Source organism: Rossellomorea sp. ABR4_004 (genome assembly GCF_056159585.1).
In genome coordinates this window covers 1,836,507-1,856,252 of the sequence record NZ_JBSWVM010000001.1, presented here as the reverse complement: position 1 = coordinate 1,856,252, position 19,746 = coordinate 1,836,507, and the positions used below count along the sequence as shown (strand labels likewise).

The following is a 19,746-nucleotide window of genomic DNA, read 5'->3' as shown; positions in this document are numbered from 1 at the left end:
ATAAGAACGACTGAAAAATTCCCTATTGACTTCCATTCATATCCCCAGTATTATCCTCTATAAGATAAAAATTTAGAAAATTACATACTTTCAATTATCCAGAGTGACCGAGGGATCAGGCCCTATGACGTCCGGCAACCTCCAGTATTGGAACGGTGCTAATTCCTGCAGAATGATTTCATTCTGAGAGATAAGTCGAGATAAACAGGCGATGCTTCTTTCAGTTGAAAGAGGCATTTTTTTATTGGATTAAAAAAGGGGTGTGCACGTTGATCGAGATTCGAAATCTAGTTAAAACCTACAGTACAAAGAAGCAAACGGTGGTCGGTGTCGATAATGTTTCCGTAAAGATCGATAAGGGTGAAATCTTTGGAATCGTCGGATACAGTGGAGCGGGGAAGAGTTCACTCATTCGTTGCCTGAATCTATTAGAAACCCCTACATCGGGAGAAATCATCATTGATGGACAGGATTTTACAAAGCTCACGTCCAAACAATTAAGACTCGCCCGCCAAAAGACGAGCATGATCTTTCAACATTTTCACTTGATCAAATCCAAAACGGTGTTTGACAATCTGGCCTTTGCCTTGAAAGCGGCTAGTGTACCGAAAGCGAAAATCAAGCCCAGGGTCGTCGAGCTCCTTGAGATGGTCGGTCTTTCAGATAAAGCGGACGCCTACCCGGCCCAGCTCAGCGGAGGACAAAAGCAGAGAGTCGGGATTGCTAGAGCCCTTGCGAATAACCCATCCGTATTACTTTGCGATGAAGCGACTTCCGCACTCGATCCGAATACGACGAAATCGATCTTGAAACTCTTGAAAAAAATCAACAAAGAACTGGGTTTGACGATCGTGCTCATTACCCACGAGATGGAAGTCGTGAAAGAGATATGCGACCGGATGGCCGTGATGCAGGACGGGAAAATCGTGGAGGAAGGTCCGGTATACGACCTGTTTGCCGAACCGAAGCAGCCTTTAACAAAGCAATTCATTGAAACGATCCTTCAATTTGAACTCCCGCCGCACCTCGTGGAATCAAGGAAAGGAAAACTGATCAAAATCCAATTCAAAGGATCGATCGCAGAGGAAAGCGTCGTATCGGAAGTGTTCCAGAAATACAAAGTGCGGGGCAATATCCTGCACGGCAAGATCGAATATATTCAGGAAGTGCCACTGGGGATTTTTATCATGGAACTGATCGGCTCCCATGAAGAAATCGAAGCCGCGATCCGGTTCATCACGCTGAAGACGCAGAGCTTGGAGGTGCTTGAGAATGCTGCCTGATTCATTGACTGTCATTTTACCAGAATTGAATAAAGCCTTTTTTGAAACGGTGTATATGGTGGGGATTTCACTGGGAGTTGCGATTTTAGTGGGATTACCACTAGGGATTCTTCTTTTCGTAACAGATAAAGGCTTGTTTTTACAAAATAGTTTGATCAAAAAGGTCGTTGGATTTGTCGTCAATATGGTGCGGTCGGTTCCGTTCATCATTTTATTAGTCGCACTCTTACCGTTAACCAAACTATTGACCGGAACCACGATTGGACCGACGGCAGCATCCGTATCACTCTCTGTTGCGGGAATTCCGTTTTTTGCGAGAATGGTAGAAACGTCTTTACGTGAGATTGATAAGGGTGTCATTGAAGCTTCGGTTTCAGTGGGGGCAAGCCCTTGGATGATCATCAAGGACGTGCTGTTACCGGAAGCTCGTCCAGCGGTGATTCAAGCAATTACGATTACAACGATCAGTTTAGTTGCCTATTCAGCTATGGCCGGCATCGTTGGTGGAGGTGGAGTGGGGGACCTGGCGATTCGCTTCGGATACTACCGTTATGACAATACCGTGATGATCACAACCGTCGTCATTTTAATTTGTTTGGTTCAGCTCATCCAGTATACGGGTGATGTGTTTGCACGATTAGTCGATAAACGATAACTACTTTAGGGGGAACAACAAGTGAAAAAATGGATTTTATTCGTAGCATTAGCAGTAACAATGAGCATTCTTGCAGCTTGCGGCGGGGACGAAGCAAGTTCAAGCGCGGAAGATAAAAAAGAGGTAACCATCGGAGCCACATCCGGGCCTTACAGTGATATGGTGACAAAAGCGATCAAGCCAGGACTTGAAGAAAAAGGATATACGGTGGAAGTGAAGGAGTTCAGTGATTACATCCAGCCGAACAACGCACTGGCCCAGGGAGATCTGGATGCGAACCTTTTCCAGCATAAGATCTACATGGAAACCTTCGCGAAACAGCATACCATGGATTTATCCGAAGTGATTGTCGTACCAACGGCGCCAATGGGGATCTACTCACAGAAGTTTGATTCGATTGAAGACATCAAAGAAGGCAGCGCCATTGCGATTCCAAACGATCCGACGAACGCAGCACGGGCGTTTCAGATTCTGGAGGATGCTAAGCTGATCACGTTAAAACCGGATACAGATCCATTGACTGTGTCAGAAAAAGACATTGCGGAAAACGTGAAAAACCTGCAGTTCAAACCGATCGAAGCAGCACAGCTTCCAAGAGCCGTTGACAGTGTTGATCTGTCTGCGGTTCCAGGGAACTACGCACTTGCAGCCGACATGGACTTACTTGATGCACTTCAGCTGGAAAACATGCCTGATCAGTATCGAAACCGAGTGGTTGTCAATACGAAGGACGTTGATTCACAGCTGGCGAAAGACATCAAAGCAGTCGTCGAAGCAGAAGAATTCGAGAAAATCATCGACGAAGAATTCAAAGGCTTTGGTAAGCCTGAGTGGATGGAGTAGAGTGAAGTAGAGGGACGGACCTCTAATCGAAATTTTTAATATAGAAAAGCGATAGGGACGGGCTTCCGCAGAATGCGGAGGTCCGTCCCTTAATTTATAGGCAGCACTTCTTATATTTTTTACCGCTGCCGCATGGGCAAGGGTCGTTGCGTCCGATTTTGTCTCCGTTTTGGACGGGCTGTGGAACGAGGAGTGGTTGCTCTTTCATTGATTGGTGTTCCACGTCTTCAATGAAACTTCTCCACTGTGGAAGTTTCGGATGATCGATCCCATTCATGATGCAGTTGACATAAAGGGACTCTTCCAGGCAAAGCATTCCTGCATCATAGCCTTCTTCGATGAACGCTTCGATTTTTGGAATCGCGTCTGTTGATAACTGTTGGCATAAATAATCTGAAATCAGTGTTTTTGCGGTAATGTCATCTGTTTGATCAAATAATCCCAAGAGCGCATTTTCCGCTTCTTTGGTTTTGATTCTTCCAAGTACGTCCAGTGTATAGAAATAAGTATTACCATACAGTGCCACTTTTTCAACCTCACGCACTACCTGCTCCGATCCTATTTTCACCAGGGCATTGGCCACTTCCTCGAATAATAAATCACTTTCATCTTCATCTTTAAAGAGGTTCACTAACTGATGGACGACGCTTTCTTCACGAAGTTTACCAGCCATATAAATGATGTATATCCCGTGAAAACCATAGAACTCATTTTCTTCATCATTTTCTTTCAATCCATTCCGTACTTCCCAGCTTTCAATACCGTCACTTTTTATTAACTCCGTGATGATTCTTTTACCATAGTCAAAATGAGCTTGGCTATATTCATGAACATCCAAATAATTCGTGACACTTGCGAGCTCCATATAGAGTTCCTCAATCGTTAAAGAAGGCAGCTTCACGATTTCTGCTAATTGGGTTTCACCTACCAAACGTTTTACATCATTCTTCTGTGTAATCAACAAGTTGGTATCGGCATTTAACAGTAACTGGGTATAGAACAGCCAGTCTCCCTCTTTTTTTTCCAGGCGGTTTAAACGATGGATGACCTCTATCAACCCCTCCTCATTCAAAGGCATGTACATTAAGTAAGGAAGAACCAGTGAGGAGAATTCCGAAACCGACCCGCGGTCAAAGGCTTCCAATCCCGTCATAAACGTATCCCCATCAACTAAATAGGTATCCTCCAGCATTTCTATCGCATATCTCTGTACAAATGGATCCTCACTCAAAAAATAAGGCTCGACCCTTTCAACAAAACCACTCATCCAACCATCCTTTATTAAAATGTTTTCTTTAAGTGTAAAGGGTGGGAGTGGAAAAAGGAAGAGGGACGGACCTCTAGGATGTCAACTTGAAGAAAGGAAGTGACGACATAGGACTTTTAAACAATGTAGAGGTCCGTCCCTCAAAATTACTAGTAACATTGTGTTTATAGTAATAAAGTAATGATAGTTTACAATATTAGTTAAAAATTACTGTTTTCAGTAAAATAATCCATTTTGGAATAATGATATGTTAATATCTTCCTTGTGTTGAAGATAATTACAAAGGAGAGGACAAAAATGAAAACAAGAAAGTTTTTAATGGGTGCTTTATCGACGGTTGTATTAGCAGGGGGGATTTCAGCCACTTTTACAAGTGCATCCGCAGCTGGAATGGTATCTTCAAAAATAGTTGCTACGAATTCTATTATAGAACAGGAAGCGGATATTGATAGATTGGCAGATGATATGCAATATCTCTTTGAAGAAGCTACTAATTTACAAGATGGAACCTACATAATGGACGAGCATTTAATTGCTGAGAAGTTTGGAGAAGAAAATGTGGCTTCGATTGCTGCCTTCGTTAAACTTGTTAATGGAGAAGAGTTAACAGAAGCAGATTTAATTGGAGTTCCTGCACCTGCAGAATTTAAGATTGATAAAAAGATGATTATACAGAGAAGTTCATGGTCAGAATGCGTTGGAGACAAGATTATTGATGCGACAGGTATAGGCTTCATCAGCGGTGGATTATGGAAGCTGATTGAACGAAAAGCTTGGCAGCAAGTGGCAATCGAACTTGCAAAAGTAGTCGGGAAAAATGCCATCAAAGGTGGAGTCATCGGTTTTGCTGCAAGTCTGGCATGGTATGGGATAAAGTGTAAATAAGCTTGGGTCATTACTCTCGAAGAGGTGTGTTGAATCTTTATACCTCTTAGAGAGTGATATTCAATTACCATTTATTATCTTCCTCTAATTCACCATTCTTTTTAAATGAATGTTTAAGAGAAAAATAATTCAAAAAGAACATAAACGTCCAGACAAGGAAAGCTAACCCCAATAGGTCTACCCAACCTTCTTTGGCTTTAGGGATTCCCGTAAAGAGTAAATAAATGACGCTAAATATTACTGCAAACTTTAGTGATTGAAAAACAATACTTCTTACTTCTTTTTTATATTCTGTTTTGTTAAATACATTTGAATATTCAATGCCAGAAACCATATAACGGATAATGGTATACATAACCACCAAGCCGGACAGGACTGCCACAACGATCTCATCACCGATTTGATTAATAGGAAAGAAGCGTTTTACGGCTAAAAAAATGAAGGATATTGCTAGTAAAACGACGGCGGACTCGGCAAGGAAATACAATACTCTTTTCTCCTTATACTCATCGTTTGGCAAGAAAATCGATAGCCATGATTTCATTAATGTTGTTCCTCCTCCCAAAATAATTCATCCAATGTTTTATCTAATGCTTTAGCGATTGATATACACAGTTGAAGGCTGGGGTTATATTTTCCTTTTTCAATTAGTCCAATCGTCTGTCTTGTAACCTTAATTTGTTTAGATAACTCCTCTTGAGTCATATTCTTCTCAATCCTTGCTACTTTCACCTTATTGTTCATAGAACCTCCCTTATTAAGTTGAATGCAATATATATGTTACAATATGCAATTTATATATTACATACATAAATGAATCATCGCAAGAGATTTCATGGTTATATTTGGAATTGAATCCTTAGACCTACATTTGAAATTAGATGAAGTACTAAATTGAGGGACGGACCTCCAACTCAAAGCAAAAATAGAAAAATACGATAGGGGCGGACTTTCTGCAAAATGCAGAGGTCCGTCCCTATTCTTTATAAAAAAACTTCCCCTTCCACATAGGATTTTCCAACTTTATATCGAATATATCTATTAACGGTATTATTAAGGAACTTTTCCTTAAATAATCATTCGACCGAAAAAGGAGATTTTTCATGAAGTTAAAGCAGCTTGTCCAATCCGTAGAGAATGAAGTCATTGATTTACGAAGACACCTTCACCAATATCCTGAGGTGAGTGGAGAGGAATTCGAGACATCGAACACGATTCAGAAAAAATTAGCAGAAGAAGGAATCCCTTTTAAAACGGGCTATGCCAAAACAGGAGTGCTTGGCATCATACAAGGAGAAAAGCCAGGAGGCACGGTCGCATTAAGGGCGGATATCGACGCACTGCCAATCCATGAGGAAAATGATCTTTCCTACAAGTCCACCATCCACAACAACATGCATGCCTGCGGTCATGATGCCCATACGGCCATGCTCGTTGGTACAGGAAAAGTATTGAATCAACTGAAATCGGAAATAGCAGGTACGATTCTACTCGTCTTCCAACCGGCGGAGGAGAATGCCCCTGTAGGAGGTTCTCAGCAAATGATGGACGACGGGGTATTCGACGAATATACGCCTGACGTCATTTTCGGGCAGCATGTTTGGCCGGATCTGCCAGTCGGGGAAATCGGAGTTCTCCATCATGAAATCATGGGGGCTTCGGACCGCTTTAAGATTACGGTTAAAGGATCTGGTGGACACGCGAGCATGCCCCATCAGTCCAATGATGCCATCATTATTGCCAATAACCTCATCACCCAGCTACAAACGATTGTGAGCCGAAATACGGATCCCATTGATTCGGCCGTCCTCACCATCGGAAAAATCGAAGGAGGCTACCGCTACAATGTTATTGCCGATGAAGTCACCCTTGAAGGGACCATTCGAACCTTCAAACCGGAAGTGAAAGAAATGGTGAAGGACCGTTTTCACTCCATCATTGAAGGAGTCGGAAAAAGCTTTGGGGCCCGCATGACCATCGACTATTTAGATGGATATCCCGCGACGGTCAACACACCTAGATGGGCGGATGAAGTGCGTAACGCTGCCCAAAAAGTGCTTGGGGAAGAAGCTTCACCAGTGGTCTCACCGTCTCTTGGAGGAGAGGATTTCTCCCGCTTTCTGAAGAAATATCCAGGTGCCTTCTACTGGCTGGGAACATCTGTGAAGGATACAGAACCGCAATACCCACTCCATGACCCAAGATTTAAATTAAATGAAAGTGCTTTGCCTAAAGGGGTTGAAGTGATGGCCCAGCTTGCACTGGATACCCTGAAAAAGCTTGAAAAAAGGAGTCTTGAAAGATGAGAACTGTTGAACAATTTATTAATGAAATCTCGCCGGCACTCACTGCCTTCAGACGCACCTTTCATCAGAAACCCGAACTGGGGTTCACTGAATACGTCACCACCTATCTGGTAGGAAAGGAATTAATCAACCTCGGCTTCACCGTTCACCTTGGAAAAGATGCACTGGAGTCCACGGAACGAATGGGGGTTCCCTCACCAAACGATTTAACCAAACAAGAAGAACGTGCCATAAAAGAAGGCGTGGAAAAGAGCTGGCTCGACAAAATGAAAGGCGGTCATACAGGATTGGCTGCCACATTTGATACAGGAAAGCCCGGTCCTCATATGGCGTTCCGTTTTGATATCGATGCCCTGCCCATAAAAGAAGCGAATGATCCTGATCACCACTTTCCAATGAAAGAAGGCTTTCGTTCCCAAAATGAAGGAATCATGCATGCCTGCGGTCATGACGGTCACGCTGCCATCGGCCTGGGTGTGGCAAGCTTCCTGTCAGCATACAAAGACCAGCTTTCTGGAAGGTTTACTCTTCTCTTCCAGCCAGCTGAAGAAGGTGGGCGGGGAGCAAAAGCCATGGTGAAAAAAGGCTGGCTTGAGAATGTCGATTATTTTGCAAGCGGTCATATCGGCATTCGGGATACGAAGCTTGGGCGAGTGTATGCTACGACTCATTCTTTTCTCGCTTCCTCCAAAATCAACGTCACTTATAAAGGAAAAGCGGCCCACGCAGGTCTCGAGCCTGAAAAAGGGAAGAATGCTTTATTGGCAGCTGCTGCAGCAAGTCTCCACCTTTACAATATCCCGCGCCATTCTGACGGGGCGACAAGGGTCAATGTTGGGAAGCTTCAAGGGGGAGCTGGCCGAAACATCATTGCCGATGAAGCTCATCTTGAAATGGAAACAAGAGGGGAAACGACTGCCATCAATCAGTACATGCAGAAGGAAGCCATGCGGATCCTTCAAGCATCGGGAGACCTTTATGGTGTGGAAACCGGTATCGATGTGGTGGGTGAGACGGTTGAAGCAGCATGTAACCCTGAATGGATTCAGTGGTTAAAGGAAGTCGGCAAGGAAAGTCCATTTATTTCCGAGATTCACGATGGTTTACCTTTAAAGGCATCAGAGGATGTTACTTATATGATGAATGAGGTGCAGAATCAGGGTGGCAAAGCAACCTTCATGGTATTCGGAACCGGATTGAAAAACGGACATCATCATCATCAATTTGATTTTGAAGAAGGGGTCTTAACCGTGGCAGTGGATTCCTTCGCACGTCTTATTCTAAAATTATCACACTTAAAAGAGGAGGTTACGAGTTGAAAGAATGGTTAAGTACAACTCTAGAAGCTTTAAATCTGGTTGATACGATGGAACAGCCTGATGGTTTTACGAGATTAGGATATTCCAAGGAAGAGACTGCTTCCATGAATGTGTTTCGCAGCGCTGCAGAAACATTGGGGCTATCCGTACAGAGGGACCTGGCAGGGAACCTATTTGCCAGGTGGGAAGGGGAGACCAATCAAGTTGTCATGACTGGATCTCATCTTGATACGGTTGAAAACGGAGGAGGTTATGACGGGGCAGCGGGTGTCCTATGTGGGCTGGGAGCCGTGAAAGCATTAAAAGAGCGTGGATTCAAACCCCATCACTCCATTGAAGTGGCCTGTTTTGCCTCTGAAGAATCAGCACGTTTCGGCGTTTCTACCTTGGGAAGTAAAAGTGTTGCAGGGATTCTTGATAAATCAGTAGAAAACGTAAGGGACCGCCACGGGGTCAGCATTAAAGAAGCCGTGGAATCAACGGGCCTGGACTGGTCATCCATTGAAAAAGCTGAACGCTCTCAAGAGGAGATCCTCTCCTTCATCGAGCTCCATATTGAACAAGGGACCAAAATCGAAGATCATGGTGCTCAATTCGGAATTGTCCGGGGGGTAGCCTGTCCGATCCGCTTGAAGGTAAAGGTGGAAGGAATGGCGGGTCATACGGGGACGACACCAATGGGGAAACGGGCGGACGCCCTTGTGGCTCTTGCTCCCCTTATCACATTTGTTTCCGAAGAGGCGGAAAAGCTATCAAAGCAGTCCCGGAAACCACTTGTAGCAACCGTCAGCACGATGAACGTAAAACCGAACGTCATGAATGTCATCCCGGGTCATGCAGAAGCGGGAATCGATATTAGATCGGTCGACGATGACCTAAAGAGATCCATGGCCGATAAAATAATTGAACAGTGTCGAAGCTTAGAGAATGAATTTAATGTTACAATCAACGTAGAAACTCTTGTAGATAATCCTTCTATTCTATTAGATGAAAAGCTGACAGCCAGAGTCAAACAAGCAGGGGAAACCCTGGGGTACAACACGTTTGAAATGGATAGCGGGGCAGGGCATGACGTCATGAATATGGCAGCGAAATGGCCTTCTGCTTTAGTATTCATTCCCTGTGAAAAAGGGATCAGTCATCATCCAAAGGAACATAGCTCGTTAGAAGACTTGTATGCAGGAGTCGAGATTCTAGCTGAAGTATTGCGGCAAGAAGCAGGTGAATGATAGTTGATGATAAAAATTGGTGTCATCGGCCCGGATGATTCGATTCAACGGATCAATCATGTGGCCACTCATTTTGACAATATAGAACTTATGAATTTTCCCTATCACGGGGTGAATGAAATACAAGGAATCCTTGAGAAGAACCGCGGTCTGGTAGATCAATGGTTCTTTTCGGGACAATCTCCCTTCTACTATGCGCTTGAAAAAGGTTGGATCACGGAAAAGGAGGGGAGCTTTCCGCCTTTACATGGATCCAGTTTCTTTGGAGCATTATTAGAAGCGCAAATGAAAGAACAGACTCTATTAAATAAGATTAGTATAGATACCATTTCAAAGGAGGAAATTGAAACCGCGGTTCAATTTCACTCATTTGATCAACTAGAGATCTCAACCTATCCATATGAAGGATACCGGAGTGCTGATGAACTGGTAGACTATCACCGTTCACTCTACGAAAAAGGAGAAATTGAAACGGCGATCACGTGTATCCAAAGTGTTCAGAAGCAACTCACTGAAGCAGGCATTCCTTGTTACCGTGTCGTACCGACGAATTTATCCATCCGGATGATACTGCAGTACTTATTAGAGAGGGCACAATCGAGGAAATATCAAAAATCCCAAATTGCCATCGTTGGAATCGAAGTCATCTATTCCACCCAGACATTGGACGAGTCCCATTTTTCTTATAAAATGAAGCATCAAGAGCTGGATCTGAAACGCAATCTTCTTGATATCGCCCAAAAGATCAATGGTTCCATGGTTCAATTAGGGGACGGATTGTTCTTCGTCTATACAACGAGAGGGGAACTCGATCTTCATGAGAAGGAGTCGATTTTCACTTCTTTGACTCAGGAAGTGAAGGCCCATACAGATCTGGATATCCGTGTGGGATTAGGGTTTGGAGTGACAGTGTTGGAAGCGGAACATCATGTCCGTCTTGCTTTTCAACATGCGAGAAAGCACGAATCTTCCATCGTCATAAGTGTCAATGAAGACAAGACGGTAACGGAAATTCTTCCGTCGTCGGAGTCCATTACCTACACTCTCAATAACTGGGGCAATGAATGGAAGGAAGTCTTTAAAGAGGCTACGGTCAGTTCAGCCATCGTCTCAAAAATCCTTTCTCTTTCCCGTCATTACGACAAAGAGGAAATCACGTCCCAGGACCTTTCCCGCTGGCTGAAAAGCACCGAACGGAACGGACGCAGAATCCTTACGGAAATGGAACGGATCGGGATTGTGGAAATCAGCGGCGAAGAACAAAGCGGCGGCAGAGGAAGACCAAGGAAGTTATATCGTTTTCAACTTAAATAACTGTATCTTAAAATCCCCTTATTCTATCTATGAGTAGGGGATTTTTTATGATCACCTATTCAGTAATCCGTAAATTTAAAATTTTCTCATAAATATTAAAAAATAAGAAGGATTTATACAATCAATATCGAAATACTTATTAACGGAAGTAAAAAGGAATTATTCCTTAAAACATTATTTGAAGGAGTGACCTCATGACAAATCCCAATTTAGAGCCGAATCCACCTCAAAAGGAGAAGGGATATCTTCGAATTTTAGGTGGAATCGAAAAGGTAGGGAATAAACTCCCTGACCCATTCATGTTGTTTGTGTACTTATCTGTCTTTATTGTTTTATTTTCCTGGTTTATTTCAAGTCTGGGTGTGACCGTTATCCACCCGAAAAACGGAGAAGAGTTAGCGATCAAGAGCCTGGTCTCCGGGGAGGGACTCCAATACATCCTGACCTCCATGCTCGATAACTTTACCGGCTTCGCTCCACTCGGCCTCGTACTGGCAATGATGCTGGGGATCGGATTGGCGGAAAAGGTAGGACTGCTGGAAACGGCAATTAAGAAAACTGTTTTGAACGCTCCAAAAGGACTGATTACATACGCCGTTATTATGGTAGGGATCATGGGGAACCTGGCGTCAGACGCAGCCTTCGTTATCATTCCTCCACTTGCCGCCATGATTTTCTATACGGTGGGAAGGCATCCACTGGCGGGACTCGCTGCCGGTTTCTCCGGAGTAGGAGCCGGTTTTACGGCAAATTTTATCATTACGGGAACCGATGCGTTACTCGCAGGGATTTCAACCGAAGCTGCCAAAGCATTTGAAGTAACGGTCACACCGGTGGATAACTGGTACTTCATGATTGCATCTGTTGTTCTTCTTACAGCTGTAGGAGCTTTTGTCACAGAAAAAATTGTTGAACCCCGTTTAGGGACATATAAAGGAAAAGTAGATAAAACATTAGAAGAAGAAAGTCCTTTAGAAGGAAAAGGACTCCGAAATGCAACCCTGGCAGGATTAGCATTCATCGTCCTGTTAGTCGTCTCGATTGCCTGGCCGAACTCTCCGATGCGAAATGAAGAGGGGGGACTCATTCCTTCTACCTTCTTATCTGGAATCATTCCCATCACGCTCTTCTTCTTTATTGTGATCGGGGTTGCTTACGGCGTTACAGTGAAGAAAATTCAATCAAGCAGGGACGTTCCCAAGTATATGACAGAAGCCATGAAAGACATGGGCGGTTATATCGTATTAATCTTTGCAGCCGCACAGTTTATCGCTTACTTCGATTGGACGAATTTAGGGACATGGGTAGCCGTCAGCGGCGCGAATTTCCTCGAATCGATCAATATGACGGGACTCGCCGCCATCATCGGATTTGTCCTGTTGACAGCATTATTGAATCTATTGATCTTTAGTGGTTCCGCTCAATGGGCATTGGAGGCACCGATCTTCATCCCGATGTTTGCGACACTTGGGTATAATCCGGCGTTTGTACAAGCCGCCTACCGTATTGCGGATTCATCCACGAACATCATCACCCCGATGAACCCGTATATCATCGTAATTCTCGCCTTTATGAAGGAATACGATAAGAAAGCGGGGCTCGGAACCTTGATTTCACTGATGCTTCCTTATACGATTGCGTTCTTATCGGTATGGATCGTGTTACTCCTGACATTTGCGTTATTAGGTATTCCGTTTGGTCCTGGAGTAGGGGTTTACCTGTAATAAGTTAAATTAACACCATTTAACTAAAAAACAATCATAAGCCCGGTTCAAGAGCTGTTTATCCGCTCCAGAACCGGGCTTTGTCAACTTTTATAGTTCGAATTTACTTTATATTAATGTAAGCGTTAACAAATTTCAGTTAATTTACCCTATTTTTACACTATTATGACAAATCCTGTTGTATACTGGTAGATGGTGGCGAATCTACCACTTTACTAAACTACGAACAGGGGGAAGAAAATGAACGGGAAAACAATGAAGCGTCAATTGTTAAGTGTAACAGTTGCCTCAAGTATGGCCTTAAGCATGTTTGCACCTCCTCTATCTCAGCACGTATCAGCTGCAGACGAGGCGTTTCAGGACTTAATCATTTCTGAATATATCGAAGGATCCAGTTACAATAAAGCAATTGAACTATATAACGGTACTGGTGAAGCCATTGATTTATCGAGTTACTCCTTGGAATTACATACAAATGGTGCAGCAACAACGGATAAGACCTTTCCTTTAACAGGAACTCTTAATGCAGGGGAAACTTTGGTACTTGCCCACAAACAAGCTGATGCAGCCATCCTTGCTAAAGCGGATATTCAAGACAGCAATATTATCAATTTCAACGGGAATGATCCCATCACTTTAAAGAAAAACGGCACGGTGATTGATTCAATCGGACAGGTTAGTTCAGAAGCCGACTTCGCAAAAGACGTCTCGATTGTCCGAAATGATTCTGTGGTGTCAGGGGATGCAGACGTTACAGATGCATTTGATCTATCCGTAGAATGGACTGATCAAGGCAAGGATGTATTCAGTGATCTCGGTACGCATCTATCAGATGAACCAGCTCCTGAACCGACACCAGTCGAACTATCCACCATCGCTGAAGCACGCACAGCGCCTAAAGGCACGGTTGTTAAAGTACAAGGTATCGCAACAGCATCCTTTGAAGCAGGCGGACAGACGAACCTGTTCATCCAGGATGGAACAGCTGGTGTCATCGTCCGTGGCAGCGGTCTTACTGCCGAGCCAGGGGATGAAGTAGTAGCTGAAGGAAAACTCGGCGACTATTATGGGATGCAGCAAATTGAAGCGACTGCTTCAAACGTTGAAATTACAGAAGAAGACATGGGCATTCCTTCACCAGCTTCTCTTATCTCTACAGACCTCTCAGCTGAAAATGGTGAAGATTACGAAGGAATGTTTGTTGAATTTACGGATGTGACAGTGGAATCCGTAGACAGCAACGGTAATTTCACTGCAGCAGACAGTTCCGGTGAGTTCGTCATCAAACCAAATGATAGTACGATGCTTGAAGTTGGCAAAACGTACGAAATCCTTCGCGGAGTGGTTGATTATAACTTCGACGAATATAAACTGGTCCCGCGTAATACGTCAGATGTCATTGAAACAGCCTTCTCTGTAACGGCTGATCCTGCTTCGGGATCTGTTGTAGAAGGAACGGAGGTTACACTTCAAACGGCAACTGAAGATGGAGCCATTCACTACACAATGGATGGAACGGACCCGACAGCTTCCAGTGAACAATATACAATACCGATCGAACTTTCTGCGGATGTAACGATTAAAGCAGTTGTTGTAAAAGAGGGAGACACAAGCGATGTTTCTACTTTCACATACAAAATCCTTAAATCTGCAGATGGTTTAAGCATTCATGATATTCAAGGAGACTCACATGCCTCTCCTTACGAAAATATGACCGTCTCAAACGTTCAAGGAATTGTGACTGCAAAGGCAAGTTCCAATGCATTTTATATGCAGGAAGAAACACCAGACGATAATCTGGCGACTTCTGAAGGAATCTATGTTTATGCAAAAGGCAATTCTGTCAAAGTCGGAGACAAAGTAAATGTGGCGGGTCAGGTAAAAGAGTGGAGAGAAGATGGCTACGATGATGCTAAAGATCTCCTGACAACTCAAATCACGGCATCAGTCGTTACTGTGGAATCTTCAGACAATACAGTACCTGCAGCCATCATGATGGGGGTAGACCGTGTACCGCCGACTGAGATCATTGAAGATGATGAAATGACCTCTTTCGATCCCGAAACGGATGGACTGGACTTCTATGAAAGTCTTGAAGGAATGCTCATTGAAATCCCGGATGCCACGATTACAGGTCCGGTAAAATATGATGAACTCCCTGTAGTGGTTAACACTAGCGAAGATCAACTTCGCACAAGAGCGGGGGGAGTATTGATTTCTCCTGAAGATTATAATCCTGAACGCATGCTGATCGATGTGGACGGCATGAATATCAATGTGAAAACAGGTGATATGCTGGATGGTTCCGTTACCGGAAACGTAAGCTATGATTATAGCAACTTTAAGGTCCGTCCAACAGGAGCATTCCCTACAGTAGTTGATGGGGGAACAACGCGGGAAGTAACGTCCATCACTCCGGAAGAGGAAGATCTAACGATTGCTTCTTATAATATTGAAAACTTCTATGCCGGAATTGAAGAAAGTAAAGTTGAGAAGATTGCTGACTCAATTGTTTCGAATATGAAAACGCCGGATATCATTGGTCTGGTCGAGGTTCAGGATAACAATGGACCTACAGATGATGGTACGACAGATGCAAGTGCATCATATGAGACAATCATCAAGGCCATTGAAGAAGCAGGCGGACCAACGTATGAGTTCACCGATATCGCTCCTGTCGATAAAACAGATGGCGGGCAGCCGGGTGGAAACATCCGTGTAGGTTTCATCTACAACCCTGAACGTGTCCAATTGACTGATAAAGAAGCCGGGGATGCGGTGACTTCCGTAGGGGTAAATGAAAATGGACTTACTCATAACCCGGGACGCATCGATCCAACAAACGAAGCATTTGACGATTCCCGTAAAGCCCTTGCAGCTGAATTCATGTTTAACGGTGAAAAAATCATCGTCGTCGCTAACCACTTTAACTCAAAAGGTGGAGACGGAGCTTTATTCGGTGCAGATCATCCGGTTGTGCTTGGTAGTGAGGTACAGCGACTGAAACAAGCTGAGGTACTAAATGATTTTGTAAATGATGTGAACGAAAAGGTCGAAGGTGCAAACGTTGTGGTTCTTGGTGACCTGAACGACTTCGAATTTTCTGCTCCAATCAATACTCTAGAAGGGGACGTCTTGACCAATATGATGGAAAAGCTCCCTGCAGAGGAACGCTACACGTATATTTATCAAGGAAACTCTCAAGTGCTTGATCATATTCTAGTGACGAATAATCTGGCAAAGACAACGATGATCGATAGTATCAACATCAACTCTGATTTTAGTGAAGAAGATGGACGTGCGAGTGACCACGATCCTGTCCTGGCCAAGATTCAGTTTGAAAATAAGGTAGAACGTATTTCTGGTGACGACCGTTACCACACAGCTATTGAAATATCGAAAAAAGGCTGGGAGTCCGCAGACACAGTGGTCATTGCCAGAGGCGATCAATTCCCTGATGCCCTTGCAGGAGCTCCACTTGCATACAAACATGATGCGCCGATCTTATTGACACAGCAGGACAGTTTGAATGCTGAAGTACAAGAAGAAATCAAACGTTTAGGTGCGAAAAAAGCGATCATCCTTGGTGGTGAAGGTGCTGTATCCAAGTATGTTCAATATCAGCTTAAAGGATTAGGTTTGAAAACAGACCGTATTTCTGGTGACGATCGATTTGAAACAGCGGCCAATATCGCTGCTAAATTGGATGGTGATCCTGAAAAGGCGATCGTGGCAAATGCATACCAATTCGCTGATGCTCTTTCCGTTGCTTCTTATGCAGCACAGAATGGATATCCGATTGTACTATCTGCTCAAGACAAATTGTCAAAAGCATCAAATAAAGTATTAAAAGACATTGACGAAAAAATCGTCGTTGGTGGCAAAAATGCGATCAGCACTGAGATTTTCGACAGTTTTGAAGAAGCGACTCGCTATAGTGGCTTGAACCGTTACGAAACATCAGCTGAAATTGCGAAACACTTAACTCCTCAAACTAATAAGGCAATTGTGGCAACTGGTACTAATTTTGCCGATGCTCTTGCAGGTTCTGTCCTTGCAGCAAAAGAAGGTGCTGAAATTCTTCTTGTGAAAAAAGAGGAAGTACCAGAAGATATTATGGAAGCAATTGAAATGGATGATATTTACAACTTCCGTGTTATTGGTGGGGAAAATGCAGTTAGTCAAGAAGTTGTAAAGCAATTAAAGAAATAGAGTGTAGAAAAAGGCAGGGGATTTCCTCCCCTGCCCTGGTATGTAAAAAGAACCAGATTTGTTTTAATATTTAGTAAAATTATCACATTTTGTCATAAAATTACTATATAATGGGTTTTGTGGATGAAGTTCCGACAAAAACCTATATAAGAAAGGGAAGGGATTAACCAAATGAATATTAAAAAACCTTTATACGGTGTATTATCAACTGCAGCTCTGGCCGCTGCGATTTTTGCAGTATCCCCTGCAACTTCGGCTTCAGCAGAAGGGGAAGAGTTTGATTTAACGATTATGCATACCAACGATACGCATGCCCATGTGGAAGGCTATCCACGTTTAGTGACGGCAGTAAACGAGCTGCGCACTGAAAAAGCGAATTCTTTACTGGTAGACGCCGGTGACGTATTCTCGGGAACTCTGTATTTCCGACAATACCTTGGACAAGCAGACCTGCACTTTATGAACGAGCTTGAATTCGATGCAATGACTCTTGGTAACCATGAATTCGATAAAGACTCTAAAACTCTTGCAGACTTTATTAAAAATATGGAGTTCCCAATGGTTTCATCCAATGTGACTGTGACAGGTGACAAGGATTTAGAGCCACTTTTCAAAAATGAAATCGGCCAACCTGGTGACGGCGGGAATGTCTACCCTGCAATGATCAAAGAAGTAGATGGAGAGAAAGTGGGAATCTACGGATTGACGACTCCAGATACAGAATTCATCTCTAATCCTGGTGAAAATGTCGTCTTTGAAGATGCAGTTGATAAATCAAAGGCTACGATAAAAATGCTTAAGGATAAAGGTGTCAACAAAATCATCGTCCTTTCTCACCTTGGATATGCAAATGACTTAGAATTGGCTGAGAAAGTGGATGGACTTGATATCATCGTTGGTGGTCATTCCCATACAGTTCTTGAAGAGCCTGTAGTCATTGACAAAGAAGAACCGACCCTGATTGTTCAAGCTGGTGAGTATCTGAACCTGCTTGGATTATTGGATGTAACATTCGATGATGAAGGTGTCGTAACAAGTCATAACGGAGAAGTGCTGGACCTTGAAAACTATGAAGAAGATGCTGATGCCCTCGCGAAGGTTCAAGAGTACAAAGCCCCTCTTGAGGATATGAAAAAAGAAGTTGTTGGGAACACCAAGGTAGCTCTTGATGGAGAACGTGCCGATGTACGTCGAAAAGAAACAAACCTAGGAAACTTAATCGCGGACGGTATGGTTGCTAAAGCGAATGAATTCGTGGAAACGCATATTGGTCTTCAAAATGGTGGCGGGATCCGTGCTTCAATCGATGCCGGTGAAATCACACTTGGGGAAGTATTAACCACCATGCCATTTGGAAACAACCTGGTCACTCTTGATTTAACGGGACAAGAAATTATGGATGCCCTTGAGCACAGTGTAGCCAGAGTTGAAGGGGAAGACGCACCGGGTGAATTCCTTCAAGTTTCAGGGATTAACTTCAAGTATGATGTAAGCATGCCTGCCGGGGAGCGAGTATGGTCCGTAGAAGTGAAGACAGACAACGGATTTGAAGAGATTGACCCTGAAATGATGTACTCTGTGGCAACAAACGCCTTTACTGCAGATGGAGGAGACGGTTATTCAATGTTCAAGGAAGCGAAAGAAGATGGGCGCCTGACAGAATTATTCGTGGTCGATTTTGAGGTGTTCACGTCTTATCTTGAGAAGAACAGCCCTATTTCACCAGCTGTTGAGGATCGAATCGTTCAAGAAGAAGCACCTGAAGTAACACGCCTGACTGGTGATACTCGTTACGAGACAGCCGTTGAAATTTCGAAAAAAGGTTGGGAAACGTCAGATACAGTTATCCTTGCCCGCGGTGATTCATTCCCTGACGCACTTGCAGGAGCACCTCTTGCATACAAACATGATGCGCCGATTTTGTTAACTGAAAATGGTACGTTAAATGCTTCTGCAAAAGCAGAAATCGAGCGTCTTGGTGCAAAGAATGTCATTATTCTAGGTGGAAAAGGTGCTGTGAGTAACTATGTGAAATATCAGCTTGAAGGAATGGGTCTTGATGTTGATCGTATCGGCGGAGATGATCGCTGGGAAACGGCTGTGAACATCGCTGCTAGTCTTGGAGGGGCACCGGAGAAAGCAGTAGTAGCGAACGGCAAGAACTTCCCTGATGCTCTTGCTATCGCTTCATATGCAGCGAGCAAAGGATATCCAATTCTATTGACGGATTCTGATAAGCTTCCAGCTGAAACAAAGAAAGCTTTAAAAGGAATCGACAGCACGATTGTAGTCGGTGGAGAAGCTGTAGTAAGCAAGGACGTAATGGAATCACTTCCTGAAGCGACTCGTTACTTCGGTCAAGACCGTTACGGCACGGCAGCAAAAATCGCGACAGACCTTTATCCATCAACACAAGTATACGTGGCAACTGGAAAGAATTTCGCAGATGCATTAGCCGGTTCTGTACTTGCAGCAAAAGATAATGCTTCTATGCTATTAGTACATCCTAATGACCTGCCTTCTGTCACTTCTGATGCAATTGATGAATTAAAAGCGAAGGATTTCCATATTCTTGGCGGTGAAAATGCTGTAAGTGAGACAGTAGCAGAAAAATTAATGAAATAATTTAATTCAAGAGAAGAGCCATCGATTTTTTCGATGGCTTTTTCTTTTTCATAAATGATGTTAAAACAGCTTTAGATGGTCAAC

At 43.6% G+C, this 19,746-nt stretch carries 14 protein-coding genes and 1 riboswitch; of the genes, 11 read left to right on the top strand and 3 right to left on the bottom strand.

The window, feature by feature from the left end:
• Nucleotides 1-91: 91 nt before the first annotated feature.
• Nucleotides 92-197: riboswitch (SAM riboswitch) on the top strand.
• Between the two features lie 72 nt (nt 198-269).
• The 3 genes from ACXAF2_RS09540 to ACXAF2_RS09530 are packed head-to-tail and all read left to right on the top strand — an operon-like array spanning nt 270 to nt 2,781.
• Nucleotides 270-1,283, top strand: coding sequence for a methionine ABC transporter ATP-binding protein (locus tag ACXAF2_RS09540; protein WP_475138335.1), 1,014 nt, complete (start codon nt 270-272; stop codon nt 1,281-1,283).
• On the top strand, nt 1,273-1,938 hold the full coding sequence (locus ACXAF2_RS09535) for a methionine ABC transporter permease (protein ID WP_475138334.1): 666 nt from the start codon (nt 1,273-1,275) through the stop codon (nt 1,936-1,938). Before ACXAF2_RS09540 ends, ACXAF2_RS09535 begins: the two co-directional genes overlap by 11 nt.
• Before the next feature lie 60 nt (nt 1,939-1,998).
• Nucleotides 1,999-2,781 carry a MetQ/NlpA family ABC transporter substrate-binding protein gene (locus tag ACXAF2_RS09530; RefSeq protein ID WP_475139168.1) on the top strand — a complete coding sequence of 261 codons (783 nt, stop codon included), beginning with the start codon at nt 1,999-2,001 and terminating at the stop codon, nt 2,779-2,781.
• Nucleotides 2,782-2,875: 94 nt separating this feature from the next.
• On the opposite strand, the gene ACXAF2_RS09525 is transcribed toward ACXAF2_RS09530, so the two are convergent.
• Nucleotides 2,876-4,048: a HEAT repeat domain-containing protein gene (locus tag ACXAF2_RS09525; RefSeq protein WP_475138333.1), complete on the bottom strand. Its 1,173-nt coding sequence runs from the start codon at nt 4,046-4,048 to the stop codon at nt 2,876-2,878.
• Nucleotides 4,049-4,345: 297 nt separating this feature from the next.
• Here ACXAF2_RS09525 and ACXAF2_RS09520 point away from each other — a divergent pair, with 297 nt between their 5' ends.
• Entirely contained in the window at nt 4,346-4,933 is a 588-nt protein-coding gene (locus ACXAF2_RS09520; RefSeq protein WP_475138332.1) for a hypothetical protein, read from the top strand.
• A gap of 64 nt (nt 4,934-4,997) precedes the next feature.
• Here the strand turns inward: ACXAF2_RS09520 and ACXAF2_RS09515 are convergent, their stop codons facing one another.
• A complete protein-coding gene (locus ACXAF2_RS09515) occupies nt 4,998-5,477 on the bottom strand; it encodes a DUF3278 domain-containing protein (RefSeq protein WP_475138331.1) in 480 nt (159 codons plus the stop codon).
• Nucleotides 5,477-5,677 carry a helix-turn-helix transcriptional regulator gene (locus tag ACXAF2_RS09510; RefSeq protein WP_374054984.1) on the bottom strand — a complete coding sequence of 67 codons (201 nt, stop codon included), beginning with the start codon at nt 5,675-5,677 and terminating at the stop codon, nt 5,477-5,479. Before ACXAF2_RS09510 ends, ACXAF2_RS09515 begins: the two co-directional genes overlap by 1 nt.
• A gap of 359 nt (nt 5,678-6,036) precedes the next feature.
• Here ACXAF2_RS09510 and ACXAF2_RS09505 point away from each other — a divergent pair, with 359 nt between their 5' ends.
• The 7 genes from ACXAF2_RS09505 to ACXAF2_RS09475 all read left to right on the top strand — a co-directional run bounded on the left by ACXAF2_RS09505 (nt 6,037) and on the right by ACXAF2_RS09475 (nt 19,662).
• The gene (locus tag ACXAF2_RS09505; protein WP_475138330.1) at nt 6,037-7,239 is read left to right on the top strand and encodes a M20 metallopeptidase family protein; all 1,203 of its coding nucleotides are present in this window, start codon (nt 6,037-6,039) and stop codon (nt 7,237-7,239) included.
• Nucleotides 7,236-8,558: an amidohydrolase gene (locus tag ACXAF2_RS09500; protein WP_475138329.1), complete on the top strand. Its 1,323-nt coding sequence runs from the start codon at nt 7,236-7,238 to the stop codon at nt 8,556-8,558. The genes ACXAF2_RS09505 and ACXAF2_RS09500 overlap by 4 nt, the downstream gene beginning before the upstream one ends.
• Nucleotides 8,555-9,787 carry a M20 family metallo-hydrolase gene (locus ACXAF2_RS09495; protein ID WP_475138328.1) on the top strand — a complete coding sequence of 411 codons (1,233 nt, stop codon included), beginning with the start codon at nt 8,555-8,557 and terminating at the stop codon, nt 9,785-9,787. Before ACXAF2_RS09500 ends, ACXAF2_RS09495 begins: the two co-directional genes overlap by 4 nt.
• Before the next feature lie 3 nt (nt 9,788-9,790).
• Nucleotides 9,791-11,101, top strand: coding sequence for a hypothetical protein (locus ACXAF2_RS09490; RefSeq protein WP_475138327.1), 1,311 nt, complete (start codon nt 9,791-9,793; stop codon nt 11,099-11,101).
• Nucleotides 11,102-11,295: 194 nt separating this feature from the next.
• Nucleotides 11,296-12,825 (top strand): AbgT family transporter, encoded by a 1,530-nt coding sequence (locus tag ACXAF2_RS09485; protein WP_475138326.1) that lies wholly within the window; start codon nt 11,296-11,298, stop codon nt 12,823-12,825.
• 240 nt (nt 12,826-13,065) lie between these two features.
• Nucleotides 13,066-17,037: a cell wall-binding repeat-containing protein gene (locus ACXAF2_RS09480; RefSeq protein WP_475138325.1), complete on the top strand. Its 3,972-nt coding sequence runs from the start codon at nt 13,066-13,068 to the stop codon at nt 17,035-17,037.
• A gap of 171 nt (nt 17,038-17,208) precedes the next feature.
• The gene (locus ACXAF2_RS09475) at nt 17,209-19,662 is read left to right on the top strand and encodes a cell wall-binding repeat-containing protein (RefSeq protein WP_475138324.1); all 2,454 of its coding nucleotides are present in this window, start codon (nt 17,209-17,211) and stop codon (nt 19,660-19,662) included.
• The last annotated feature ends 84 nt before the right edge of the window (nt 19,663-19,746 follow it).

What these genes read in the sequence shown, in the direction of transcription:
- ACXAF2_RS09525 (WP_475138333.1), bottom strand. Translation starts at nt 4,048, where the DNA reads ATGAGTGGTTTTGTTGAAAGGGTCGAGCCTTATTTTTTGAGTGAGGAT.
- ACXAF2_RS09535 (WP_475138334.1), top strand. Translation starts at nt 1,273, where the DNA reads ATGCTGCCTGATTCATTGACTGTCATTTTACCAGAATTGAATAAAGCC.
- ACXAF2_RS09500 (WP_475138329.1), top strand. Translation starts at nt 7,236, where the DNA reads ATGAGAACTGTTGAACAATTTATTAATGAAATCTCGCCGGCACTCACT.
- ACXAF2_RS09530 (WP_475139168.1), top strand. Translation starts at nt 1,999, where the DNA reads ATGAGCATTCTTGCAGCTTGCGGCGGGGACGAAGCAAGTTCAAGCGCG.
- ACXAF2_RS09510 (WP_374054984.1), bottom strand. Translation starts at nt 5,677, where the DNA reads ATGAACAATAAGGTGAAAGTAGCAAGGATTGAGAAGAATATGACTCAA.
- ACXAF2_RS09505 (WP_475138330.1), top strand. Translation starts at nt 6,037, where the DNA reads ATGAAGTTAAAGCAGCTTGTCCAATCCGTAGAGAATGAAGTCATTGAT.
- ACXAF2_RS09485 (WP_475138326.1), top strand. Translation starts at nt 11,296, where the DNA reads ATGACAAATCCCAATTTAGAGCCGAATCCACCTCAAAAGGAGAAGGGA.
- ACXAF2_RS09475 (WP_475138324.1), top strand. Translation starts at nt 17,209, where the DNA reads ATGAATATTAAAAAACCTTTATACGGTGTATTATCAACTGCAGCTCTG.
- ACXAF2_RS09515 (WP_475138331.1), bottom strand. Translation starts at nt 5,477, where the DNA reads ATGAAATCATGGCTATCGATTTTCTTGCCAAACGATGAGTATAAGGAG.
- ACXAF2_RS09520 (WP_475138332.1), top strand. Translation starts at nt 4,346, where the DNA reads ATGAAAACAAGAAAGTTTTTAATGGGTGCTTTATCGACGGTTGTATTA.
- ACXAF2_RS09480 (WP_475138325.1), top strand. Translation starts at nt 13,066, where the DNA reads ATGAACGGGAAAACAATGAAGCGTCAATTGTTAAGTGTAACAGTTGCC.